11 protein-coding genes are annotated in these 10690 nt (G+C 72.0%); 7 read left to right on the forward strand and 4 right to left on the reverse strand.

Annotation, left to right across the window (positions count from 1 at the left end; translation table 11 throughout):
* Nucleotides 1–8 precede the first annotated feature (8 nt).
* From ACWDN5_RS34315 to ACWDN5_RS34335, 5 genes are read left to right on the forward strand one after another with little or no spacing between them, the layout of a single operon-like run.
* A complete protein-coding gene (locus tag ACWDN5_RS34315; protein WP_310973606.1) occupies nucleotides 9–317 on the forward strand; it encodes a type VII secretion target in 309 nt (102 codons plus the stop codon).
* A complete protein-coding gene (locus ACWDN5_RS34320; RefSeq protein WP_449679207.1) occupies nucleotides 317–4261 on the forward strand; it encodes a hypothetical protein in 3945 nt (1314 codons plus the stop codon). Before ACWDN5_RS34315 ends, ACWDN5_RS34320 begins: the two co-directional genes overlap by 1 nt.
* Complete coding sequence (locus ACWDN5_RS34325) at nucleotides 4254–4700, forward strand: hypothetical protein (protein ID WP_449679208.1); 447 nt, start codon at nucleotides 4254–4256, stop codon at nucleotides 4698–4700. The genes ACWDN5_RS34320 and ACWDN5_RS34325 overlap by 8 nt, the downstream gene beginning before the upstream one ends.
* Before the next feature lie 36 nt (nucleotides 4701–4736).
* Complete coding sequence (locus ACWDN5_RS34330; protein ID WP_310973612.1) at nucleotides 4737–5189, forward strand: hypothetical protein; 453 nt, start codon at nucleotides 4737–4739, stop codon at nucleotides 5187–5189.
* Nucleotides 5190–5207: 18 nt separating this feature from the next.
* Nucleotides 5208–6053: a ferredoxin gene (locus ACWDN5_RS34335; RefSeq protein WP_310973614.1), complete on the forward strand. Its 846-nt coding sequence runs from the start codon at nucleotides 5208–5210 to the stop codon at nucleotides 6051–6053.
* Here the strand turns inward: ACWDN5_RS34335 and ilvA are convergent.
* On the reverse strand, nucleotides 6038–7240 hold the full coding sequence (gene ilvA / locus ACWDN5_RS34340) for a threonine ammonia-lyase (RefSeq protein ID WP_449679209.1): 1203 nt from the start codon (nucleotides 7238–7240) through the stop codon (nucleotides 6038–6040). The two genes, ACWDN5_RS34335 and ilvA, sit on opposite strands and share 16 nt — an antisense overlap.
* A 95-nt stretch (nucleotides 7241–7335) precedes the next feature.
* Between ilvA and ACWDN5_RS34345 the strand changes: the two genes are divergently transcribed.
* Nucleotides 7336–7608, forward strand: coding sequence for a hypothetical protein (locus ACWDN5_RS34345; protein ID WP_310973616.1), 273 nt, complete (start codon nucleotides 7336–7338; stop codon nucleotides 7606–7608).
* Nucleotides 7609–7689: 81 nt separating this feature from the next.
* The gene (locus tag ACWDN5_RS34350; protein WP_449679210.1) at nucleotides 7690–8166 is read left to right on the forward strand and encodes a TIGR03618 family F420-dependent PPOX class oxidoreductase; all 477 of its coding nucleotides are present in this window, start codon (nucleotides 7690–7692) and stop codon (nucleotides 8164–8166) included.
* Nucleotides 8167–8169: 3 nt separating this feature from the next.
* Here ACWDN5_RS34350 and ACWDN5_RS34355 read toward each other — a convergent pair whose 3' ends face one another.
* The 3 genes from ACWDN5_RS34355 to ACWDN5_RS34365 are packed head-to-tail and all read right to left on the reverse strand — an operon-like array spanning nucleotide 8170 to nucleotide 10220.
* A complete protein-coding gene (locus ACWDN5_RS34355; protein WP_310973619.1) occupies nucleotides 8170–9327 on the reverse strand; it encodes a cystathionine gamma-synthase in 1158 nt (385 codons plus the stop codon).
* 50 nt (nucleotides 9328–9377) lie between these two features.
* Nucleotides 9378–9803 carry a hypothetical protein gene (locus tag ACWDN5_RS34360; protein ID WP_449679211.1) on the reverse strand — a complete coding sequence of 142 codons (426 nt, stop codon included), beginning with the start codon at nucleotides 9801–9803 and terminating at the stop codon, nucleotides 9378–9380.
* Nucleotides 9804–10220: a hypothetical protein gene (locus ACWDN5_RS34365; RefSeq protein ID WP_449679212.1), complete on the reverse strand. Its 417-nt coding sequence runs from the start codon at nucleotides 10218–10220 to the stop codon at nucleotides 9804–9806.
* Between the last annotated feature and the right edge of the window lie 470 nt (nucleotides 10221–10690).

Below are 10690 nucleotides of genomic sequence, written 5' to 3' on the forward strand. Positions count from 1 at the left end.
GGAAACCGATGACGGACGTGGAACTCAGCACCGACCTGACGGCGCACGCGAAGCAGCTCGACGCCATCGGTGACGGGCTGCAGCAGGCCGTCGACGCGGCCAACCAGGTGAGCATGCCGACCGACGCGTACGGCATCCTCTGCCAGCCGTTCCGGATGATGCTGGACCCGGTGGAGCAGTACGGGATCGACGCGCTCAAGGACGCCGTGCAGGCGATGACGGCGGTGTCGGGCAAGGTCCGCGAGGCCGCGGCGGCCTACCGCCGGTACGAGACGGGCGTCGCCGACGACCTGAACAAGTCCGCGGGCGGTGCGTGATGCCGGAGGGGAACCCGCTCGTCGCGGACGCCAAGAAGGACCCGGACGGGCCGGGCGCGTTCACGGCGGGCAACGGCGACTACGGCTGGGCCGGCGGCATCGGCATCGCCGAGTCGTCGATGGACGCGTTCAACGGCATCAAGGACGGCGACTGGGTTTCCGGCGGCCTGGGCATGCTGTCGCTGGCGGGCGAGATCGCCGGCGCGGCGATCGACCCGTTCGGGTACCTGATGTCGTCGGTGGCGTCGTTTCTGATGGAGCACGTGCAGCCGCTGAAGGACATGCTGGATTCGGTGGCGGGCAACCCGCCGGTGATCCAGTCCTATGCGGACACCTGGGGCAACGTCTCGAAGGCGCTCGGCGAGCGGAAAACCGACTTCGACAACGCGGTCAAGAACGGCACGACGGGCTGGACGGGAGCGGGCGCGGACGCGTACCGCGCGTTCGCCGCCGAGCACTCGGACGCACTCTCGGGCGCGGCGACGGTGGCCGGGGCGATCAGCACGGTCACGATGATCATGGGCCAGGTCGTGTCGTTCGTGCGCGAGACCGTGCGGCAGCTGATCGCGGACCTGGTGGGCAAGCTCATCGCGTGGGTGATGGAGGAGGTCTTCTCCCTCGGCTTCGGGACACCGGTGGTGGTGGCTCAGGCGTCGGCGGCGATCGCCAAGTGGGGCAAGAAGATCGGTGAGCTGCTCAAGAAGCTGACGGACACGATCCGGAAAGTGTCGCCGCTGCTGTCGAAGCTGGTGGACCTGTTCGAGAAGATCGCGAAGGTCTTCGGGAAGGTGCTCGGCAAGGTCAGCGGGCTGGACGGGCTGAAGGTCAAGGAGGGCGGGTTCGTCCGGAAGATCCCGAAGGAGGGTGGCGGGGTCCACGGCCGGGCGCACGGGGGATCGCACGGCGAGGACGGTTCGGAGGGCGGTACCGGCGGCGATTCCTCCGGTGGCGACGGTTCTTCCTCGAGCGACGGAGCGGATTCACCGAGTTCCGATCCGATGAACACGGACCTGGGGTCCCGCCGGAGTTCGAGCCGCGACGGGTCGAGTTCCCCGGACGGCGACGGTTCGCCCTCCCACACCGGCGCCGGAGAGGGATCGCCATCGGCGGCCCGGTCGGACGACGGCTCGCCGGCGCAGGCAGGCGAGGGTTCCGCTCCGCAGGGTTCGCCGTCCCACGCGGGGGACGGTTCTGCTTCGAGCGCCGCGGATGGTTCTCCGTCGCGCGCGGGCGACTCGAGCGCTTCGCCGACTCGGTCGGGCGACTCGGGCCCATCGGCGGTGCGGGGTGGGGACGGAACTCCCTCGCACACCGGCGACGGCAGCCCGTCGCCGGCTCGCGGCAGCACCCCTTCGCACGCCGGGGACAGCAGCCCCTCGCCGACACGTGCCAGCGACAGCACCCCTTCCCACACCGGCGACAACGGCCCCTCACCCACACGCGGCAGCGACAGCACCCCCTCCCACGCCAGCGACGGCAACCCCTCACCCACACGCGGCAGCGACAGCACCCCCTCCCACGCCAGCGACGGCAACCCCTCACCCACACGCGGCAGCGACAGCACCCCCTCCCACACCGGCGACGGCAGCCCCTCGCCCACGCGCGGCAGCGACAGCACGCCTTCGCGCGGCAGCGACAGCAGTCCCTCGCACACCGGCGACAACACCCCCACGCGCTCCGGGGACAATGCTCCCTCCCGAGCCGGGGACAGCAGTCCCTCGCACGCCGGCTCGTCCTCCCGGGCCGGGGACAGCTCGCACTCCGGGGCCGACTCGCCCAGCAGCGCCGCGCCGCCTCGGGTTGACGGGTCCACCGCGGCCAGTGGGACCGCTCCCGCCCCTCCTCGGGCCGGGGAGCCCGGGGCCGCCGTTCCCGCGGCTCGGGGTGGGGATGGTGCCTCCGTCCCGTCTCAGGGTGGCGCTCCGATGATGGGCGGCGGTGGCATGCCGCCCGGAGGTGGGCCCGGTGGTGGCCTCGGCGGGGGTTCTCCGCGCACCGGAGGTGGGCCGGGCTGGACCGGGACCCCTGGCAGCCCGGGCGCGCACGTCGACGCGCCAGGCCGGCCGCGCGCCGGTGGGGAACTGCCTGGCGGTGGCCGTCCGCGGACTCCGGATGCTCCCGCTCCCGCCGCCCGGGGGTTCGGGCCCGGGACGCATGCCCCCGACACCCGCGCTCCCGGCGCCCGGCCGCACGAAAACGGCCCCGGCCCGCGCGACCGCACCCCGCACCAAAACGCGCCCCACCCGAACACCCCGCACGAACGCGCCCCACACGAGAACGGCACCCACCAGAACCCGCACGAGAACACGCCGCACGAGAACACGTCCCCGGACGGCGCCACCCCGCACCACGACGGCCCCCTCACCCCCGACGAAGTCAACGCGCGCCACGCCGAAAGCACCCCCTCGGGCAGCTCCTACCACGCCGGTGACCCGGACATGGGCGACCTTCCCCACCGCGTCCAGCCCGACCCCGATGGCCGCTACACCGTCGACGTGCACGTCACCCCCGATGGCCACGCGCGGATCGGCGATCGCCTCTACACCCCCGAGGAATTCGCCGACATCCTGCGGCGCAACGGGGACTACGACGGGCGCCCGATCCGGCTGATCGGGTGTGATGCCAGCTCCAACGACTTCGCGCACCGGCTCTCCCGGGAGCTCGACACCGAGGTCATGGCCCCGACCAAGCCCGCCTGGACGGACTCGCACGGCCGCGTCTTCTCCTCCGACTACGAAATCGGCCCCGATGGGCGGATGCGGCCCCGGATCCCGCCGGACGGCGAGTGGAACACCCACCACCCCGACGGCTCGACGCACCGCGCGGGCGACGACGGCTTCGCGCCCGACAGCCACCACGGCGACCAGCACGACGTCGACGCCGACAGCGCGCAGCACCGCGGGGACAACGACACCCCCGACCAGCAGCAGCTGCCCTACGACGACGTCCCGCAGCCGCGGTCGATCCCGCGGAACACGCGGGAGTTCGACGAACGGTTCGTCACCTTCGACCGGCACGAGGACAGCCACTACGCCGGCCATCGGGACCGGCCCGGCGACCACCCGCCGATCGAGTCGCCGAAGGACATCGAGGACGTCGAGCCGCGGACGCGCAACTCGAAGCTCACCGAAGACGGTGTCCCGCAGGTCCTGCGCGGGGAACGTCCGCTGGCACCGGACGCGCAGTACAACGTGACCTACAAGAACGGTGCCACCAGCCACTTCTTCACCGACTCGCAAGGCCGGGTGACGCACGTCGAGGCGACGCCCGGTACGCAGGCGCCGTTCCACAACCCCGATCTGCGCTACCCGCTGCTCCCCGGCGCGCAGTACCGGGTGGCCAACTTCCACGACGCGAACAAGCACTGGGACTTCCAGATCGGCGACCACGGCCGGCCGGTCGCGATGTCGGGCGAGCCGCACTTCGGCGGCCAGAACGAGGACTTCCGCGACACCGCGTCCCAGAACCGGTCGGGCGGCGAAGGCCGCAAGGCGTTCAAGGGCGACGCCGACTACGACCAGGTGAAGTGGGCCGGCGGGCACTTCGCGGCCAACGAGATGGGCGGGCCCGGCGAGTACGTCAACATGCACTCGCAGATGGCGGCGTCCAACAGCGGCAACAACCGCGACGGGTGGATCCACGACGCGTCGTGGCGCCGTCAGGAGGTCGCGCTCGGCGAATACGCCGCCCGCCCCGGCCACGAGATCGAGAACTACCAGGTCCGGACCACCGGCGAGCTGCCGGGCGGCGTTCCCGCGGAAGTCACCATGCGCTGGCAGAAGGTCACCTACGAAGTCGACGCGAACGGCGAACTGGTGCTCGACGCGAACGGCAAGCCGATCGAGCTTTCGCGGGAGACCCAGGAGCGCGTGTTCAAGAACGACCCGTCGAAGATCAACTACGGCCCGAAGACGCCGTACGGAAGCGAGAGCGCCGATGCCTGACGACCTCACCGGCGGGATCGCCGCCGCGCTCGCGGGCTCCGCGCCCGCGGGCTGGGCGCGGATCACGCTCACCGTTTCCTCGACCGTGCTCGCCGACGACTACGCGCTCCAGGTGCAGCTGGCCGACGGCCGCAACGGGTCGATGGTCACGCCCCCGGAGGTCAAGGACGGCTTCGAGCGGCTGCGGGCGCGGATGTACGAACCCGGGCGGGGCACGTGGTTTTCCGCGACCGTCGAGCTGCGGGCGGGCGCCGCGCCGGAGTTCCGCTACAACTACGACGAAGACCCCCGCTGGTGGCCGCCGCTGCACCCCACCGCGTTCTCGCGGGACCTCGAAGCGTTCCCCCGCGACGACACCTACATCCCGCCGTGGCTGCGGGAACTGCTCGCCGAGGGCGAGCAGCTCGAACAGCAGCGGACCCCGCCCGCCGTGCCATGATGGCCCCCGCCCCGAACCACTAGGAGGAACCCGCGCATGCCCGTTTGGCCGCTGCTCGACCCGATCCAGCAGAAGGAAGAGCTGGACGGAATCACGAAGGCGCTGGTCGACGCGCTGCCGCCCGGCTGGCGGCAGCTGATGATCGACTTCCGCGCGGTCGGCCGGAACATCGACGTCGCCGTCGGCCTGACCGGGCCGGACGGCCAGGAGCGCGTCTGGGACCCGCCCGCCGAGGTGTGGCGCGCCTTCCAGCGGCTGCGCGGCGGGATGTACACCGAGAACGAGGGCACCTGGTTCTCCGCGCGCTACACGCTCGAACCGCCGTCGCGCTTCACCATCCAGTACAACTACGAGAACCAGCCGGACTTCCAGCCGCCGCCGGAGCCGGGCGAGTTCGCGACCGAACAGGAACGCTTCCCGCGCGACGAGGCGTCCATGCCGGACTGGTACCGCGCCGGGCTCGAAGCGGCTCGCGCGGCGGGCAACTGACACCGGGAGTTCCGCGTCATGACCCAGCCACCGGGGCCGCTGCGCCCGGACCAGCAGCAGGAGATCGTCCGCCAGCTCGGAGCGGTGCTGACCGCGCAGGTGCCGCCGGGGTGGCGGCAGGTGCGCGTCGAATACCGGGCCGCCGGGCGGCACGTCGAGACCGACCTGCTGGTGACCGGGCCGGACGGCGTGCCCCGGCCCGGACAGCCGCACCCGGAAGCGGTGCGGCTGCTCGGGGTGCTGCGGTCGGGCATGTACCGGCCCGGCTTCGGCACCTGGCTCGGCGCTATCCTCGTGTTCGAGCCGGCGCGGCCGCCCGACGTCGACTTCGTGCGGCCCGACCTCGAACCGCCGTTCCGGCAGCAGCCGCCGCCGATCGGGTTCCAGGACGAGCTGCGGTTCTTCCCGCGCGCCGACGAGCACATCCCGGCCTGGCTGCGGGAGCGCGCGGGGCTGACCCCGCCGGCCGCCGCCGGCGAGGTGCGCACCCCGCGGATCTACGACGGCCTCGACGCGTCGGGCAAGCCGCTGGTCCGGCGCGCGCCGCTGCTCCCGGCGGAAGCCGAGCGGGTGCTCGCCTACCTCGACGCGGCGCCGGTCATCCTGGCCTCCCGCAGCAACGGCCCGGACGCCTTCGCACCGGACCGCGCGGACGCCGTGCCGATGAACTTCCGCACCGACGGGGCCTGGGCGTGGCCCGGCGCGGTGGCGTACTACCTGCGTGAACACGGCGTGCCGCCGGACCCGGACCTGGTCGCCCACATCCGGGCCCGGCGCTTCACCGCGCCGTCGGACGTCCCGGAGCCCGCCAAGGACCTGGCCCTGGCGGCCATAACCGGAGAAACCCCTCAGACAACCGTGTAGCCCGCGTTCGTCAGCGCGAACTCGACCTCTTTGCAGTGCTCGGGGCCGCGGGTCTCCAGCGCGAGCACGACGTCGGCCTCACCGAGGTCGAGGCTGCCGGAGATGCGAGAGTGCTCGACGTCGAGCACGTTCGCGCCCAGCTCGCTGACGCACGACAGTACGCCCACCAGCGACCCCGGGCGGTCCGGGACCCGCAGGTGGAGGCGCAGGTAGCGGCCGCCGGCCGTCATGCCGTGCTGGATGATCTGCAGCAAGAGCACCGGATCGACGTTGCCGCCCGAGAGAACCGCCACGACCGGAGGCTCGAAGATCCCGGGGTGCTGCAGCAACGCGGCGACCGTCGCGGCGCCGGCCGGCTCGACCACCAGCTTCCGGCGCTCCAGGCACAGCAGCACCGCGCGGGACAGGAACTGCTCGGACACCGTCACGACGTCGTCGACCAGCGACTCGACGTGGGCGAAGCTGACCAGGCCGGGTTCGCCGACCGCGATCCCGTCGGCCATCGTCGACGTCGTGCTCAGCCGCACCGGCGCGCCCGCGGCCAGTGACGGCGGGTAAGCCGCGGCCTCCTCGGCCTGGACGCCGACGACGCGGACGTCCGGGCGCAGCGCCTTCACCGCCGAGGCGACCCCGCCGACCAGCCCGCCGCCGCCGGTGGCGACCAGGATGGTCTTCACGCCCGGCACCTGCTCGAGGATCTCGAGGCCGACCGTGCCCTGGCCGGCGATGACGTCCGGGTGGTCGAAGGGGTGGATGAACACCGCGCCGGTCCGCTCGCCGAACTCGATCGCGGCGTGGAGCGTCTCCTCCAGGAGCGCGCCGTGCAGGTGGACGTCGGCGCCGTAGCCGCGGGTGGCGGCCAGCTTCGGCAGCGGGGCCCGCAGCGGCATGAAGACGGTGGACTTGGCGCCGAGCAGCGACGACGCCAGCGCGACGCCCTGCGCGTGGTTGCCGGCGCTGGCGGCGACGACGCCCCGGTCGCGTTCGGCCTCGGTCAGGCCGTGGATCCGCGTGTAGGCGCCGCGGATCTTGAACGACCCCGTCCGCTGCAGGTTTTCGCACTTCAGGTACACCGGACCGCCGTGAAGCTTGCGCAGGTCGCGCGCGTGCTCCATCGGCGTCACCCGGGTCACTCCTTTGAGGAGTTCCCGGGCGGCCTGGATCCGCTCGAGGGTGACGAGTTCCATGGGCCGGACTATGCCACTCAGGAACTCCACAGGTTGAGTGGACCGTGAGCCGGGTACCCTGGGTCGCGTCAACACGCGGTAAACAAGGAGCGACCATGGCAGCGGGGAACGACGCGGACTCGGCCCGACGGGCGCGCGCCACCCGCTCAGCCGGCCTGCTGCCGCTGGTCATCGGGCTGGCCTCGGCCGCCGCGCTCACCGGTGCCGCGTACATCACGGTGGACAGCGCGTCCTGCGGGTCGCCGGCGCAGTACATCCGCCACGACAGCCACGTCGAGCTGGTCGGCGGCTGCGTCGACGGCGCGAAGCTGCCCGCCACCGGTACGTCGTCGCCCGGCGGTGTCGTGCACGGGAACTACAGCCCCTGACCTGGCGGGTTACCTCGATGTGCCCCCGGAACAGGAAAGTGTCTTCTTCCGTGGGGTGTTCGGGTCCTCGATGATCATCGGGTGACCACCGTTTACGAGCCGGGCCGCGGTCCCGGCCCCGCCAAGCCGACCGAAGAAGCGTCCAGCCGGCTGCTCGCGGCCCACAGCCTGGGCGCGCTGGCCACCGTCAACCGCGGCGGCTTCCCGCACCTGTCGACGGTCGCCTACGCCTGGGATCCGGACGAGCGGGTGGTGCGGATCGGGTCGACGGCGGGGCGCGCGAAGGTCCGCCAACTGGCGCGCGACCCGCACGCGTCGCTGTACGTCAGCAGCGACGACCACCTGGCGTTCGCGGTCGCGGAGGGCGTGGCCGAGGTGTCGCCGGTCAGCGCGGTGCCCGGTGACGAAACCGGCCGGACGCTGCTCGCGATGCAGGCACCGTTCAGTGACCCCGAGGCGGAGGCCGCGTTCCTGCGGAACATGGTCGAGGACCGCCGCGTGGTGATCACGCTCCGGGTGGACCGGCTCTACGGCGGCGGCCTCGACGTGGGTGCTTGAGCGTCAGCCCAGGGCGGCCAGCAGGTCCGCCACCAGGTCGCGGCCGTCCTCGATGCCGACCGAGAGGCGGAGCAGGTCGGCCGGGACCTGGAGGGTCGAGCCGGCCGTGCTCGCGTGGGTCATCTTGCCCGGGTGCTCGATCAGCGACTCGATGCCGCCGAGCGACTCGGCGAGGATGAACAGCTTCGTGCGGCTCGCCACTTCCAGGGCCGCCGCTTCACCGTCCACGTGGCTGAAGGACACCATCCCGCCGAAGCGGCGCATCTGCTTCGCGGCCGTCTCGTGGCCCGGGTGCTCCGGCAGGCCCGGGTAGTAGACCTTCGCCACCTTCGGGTGCTTGACCAGGGCCTGGACGATCTTCTCGGCGTTGTCGCTGTGCCGCTCCATGCGCAGGGCGAGGGTCTTGATGCCGCGCAGGGTCAGCCACGCGTCGAACGGCCCCGGCACCGCGCCCGCGGCGTTGCGCAGGTAGAAGAACTGCTCGCGCAACTCGTCTTCGTTCGTGATGATCGCGCCGCCGACGACGTCGGAGTGGCCGCCGAGGTACTTGGTGGTCGAGTGCAGGACGATGTCCGCGCCCAGGGCCAGCGGGTTCTGCAGGTACGGCGTCGCGAAGGTGTTGTCGACGACCAGGCGGGCACCGGCGTCGTGCGCGACCCCGGCCAGCGCGGCGATGTCGGCGATGCCGAGCATCGGGTTGGTCGGCGACTCGCACCAGACGAGCTTGGTCTCGGGCCGGATCGCGGCGCGCACCTCGTCGAGGTTCGCCAGGTCGGCGACGGTGTGCTCGACACCCCACAGGCTGAGCACCTTGTCGATCAGGCGGAACGTGCCGCCGTACGCGTCGTTGCCGAGCACGAGGTGGTCACCGGGGCGCAGGGTACTGCGCAGCACCACGTCGGAGGCGGCCATGCCGGAGGCGAAGGCCAGCGCGTGCCGGCCGCCTTCCAGCGAGGCCAGCGCCTCCTCCAGCGCCGAGCGGGTCGGGTTCGCGGTGCGCGAGTACTCGTAGTCGCCCTCGCGGGTCCCGCCCACGCCGTCCTGCGCGTAGGTCGAGGTCTGGTAGATCGGCACGATCACCGCGCCGGTGCGGGGGTCGGGCTTCTGACCGGCGTGGATGGCGCGGGTCTCGAAGCCTAGTACGGAGTAGTCGTCCACCATTGGTTCAGCGTACGGGCCACCCCTGACATTCCCGTCAGGTGGGATGGATCTCAGCGGCGTGTCCAGCGGCGGGTGTCCGGCAAGGCCGCGAGCACCAGGAGCACGACGAGCGGCGCCGAGATGACGATCCCGCGCACCAGGGGGTCGCCCAGCCCGGTGGGGCCGCCCACGAGGAAGAGGACGAGCCGGCTGCGGAGCACCGCGTCGACGACGGTGGCCACCAGCGCCAGGCCCGCCGCGAACAGGCACAGCACCCGGCCCGCCGCCACGCGCGCGAGCAGGGACACCCCGCCGAGGACGAGGAGCAGCCCGATGACCGCGTCGGCGATCTGACCGGGGACCAGCAGGTCGCTTTGGCCCAGCCCCGTGACGAGGCTCCACCAGAAGGTGCCCAGCAGGAACCACACGCCGTCGAGCACCGCGAGCACGCCGGCGACGATCGCCGTGGCCGCCCGGGGCGGGGCCGTGACCGTCACTCACCAGCTCCGGGACGAATACGCGCCCTGGCCGGACAGCGCCGGGACCACCGACGTGCGGTAGCGCAGGTAGCGGAACGTCGGCGGCAGGAACGCCAGCACCAGCACGAGCACCGCCAGCGCCGCCAAGCCGACGCGGTCGACCATGGCGAACCCGCCGTGGGTGAACATCGCGTCCGCGAAGCGGGCCGGCGGCACGCCGACCGACATCGGCTCGGTGAGCAGGGCACCGATGGCCAGCAGGGCGCCCAGGCCGAGGAGGACCGCGCCCGCCGTGGCGCGGAACAGCGTGGCCAGCGAACCGAGGAGCAGCACCAATCCGGCGACGAGGTACGCGGCGAGGTCCACCAGCACCCAGGCCGGCAGCGCGCCCAGGCTGAATTCGGCCGGCATGTCGAGGAAGATCTTGACCGGCACGTATCCCGCGGCGACCGCGGCCGGAAAACCGAGCAGACCGGCGAGAACCGCCGTTACTCCGGATGGCCGAGCCGATGAATACGAATGCGAATGCGACACCGGGTATCGGTGCGGACCGGTCACAACTCCCCCATCTGCCGAGCGCGGGACCACGGCGCTCACCCTAACCGGAATCGGGGGAATCAAACCGGAACGCGAACGGAATTCGGCCGGACGGCGGAACCCAAGATCATTTTTCTGCGGTAGTGGCAGAAATAGGGTCACGCGATTACCGGCCGTGGTGCCGCCCCGGCGATTGTCCTCTTCGGACAATTGCGGTCTCGGAAAATGCAGCGTGCCCCGGAGCCGAATCGGCTCCGGGGCACGAATGCGCGTGCTAGCTGTGATGTCCAGGGACGTTGTCCCGAGTCGAGGTGACCAGGAGCGGCCTGTCGTGCTGACAGGTGAAGGCCTCCGGTTGTGAAGTGGAG

Source organism: Amycolatopsis sp. NPDC003731, assembly GCF_053586895.1.

Excerpts from the sequence above, each read along its gene's own strand:
- ACWDN5_RS34315 (WP_310973606.1), top strand. The coding sequence starts at position 9 with ATGACGGACGTGGAACTCAGCACCGACCTGACGGCGCACGCGAAGCAG.
- ACWDN5_RS34320 (WP_449679207.1), top strand. The coding sequence starts at position 317 with ATGCCGGAGGGGAACCCGCTCGTCGCGGACGCCAAGAAGGACCCGGAC.
- ACWDN5_RS34325 (WP_449679208.1), top strand. The coding sequence starts at position 4,254 with ATGCCTGACGACCTCACCGGCGGGATCGCCGCCGCGCTCGCGGGCTCC.
- ACWDN5_RS34330 (WP_310973612.1), top strand. The coding sequence starts at position 4,737 with ATGCCCGTTTGGCCGCTGCTCGACCCGATCCAGCAGAAGGAAGAGCTG.
- ACWDN5_RS34335 (WP_310973614.1), top strand. The coding sequence starts at position 5,208 with ATGACCCAGCCACCGGGGCCGCTGCGCCCGGACCAGCAGCAGGAGATC.
- ilvA (WP_449679209.1), bottom strand. The coding sequence starts at position 7,240 with ATGGAACTCGTCACCCTCGAGCGGATCCAGGCCGCCCGGGAACTCCTC.
- ACWDN5_RS34345 (WP_310973616.1), top strand. The coding sequence starts at position 7,336 with ATGGCAGCGGGGAACGACGCGGACTCGGCCCGACGGGCGCGCGCCACC.
- ACWDN5_RS34355 (WP_310973619.1), bottom strand. The coding sequence starts at position 9,327 with ATGGTGGACGACTACTCCGTACTAGGCTTCGAGACCCGCGCCATCCAC.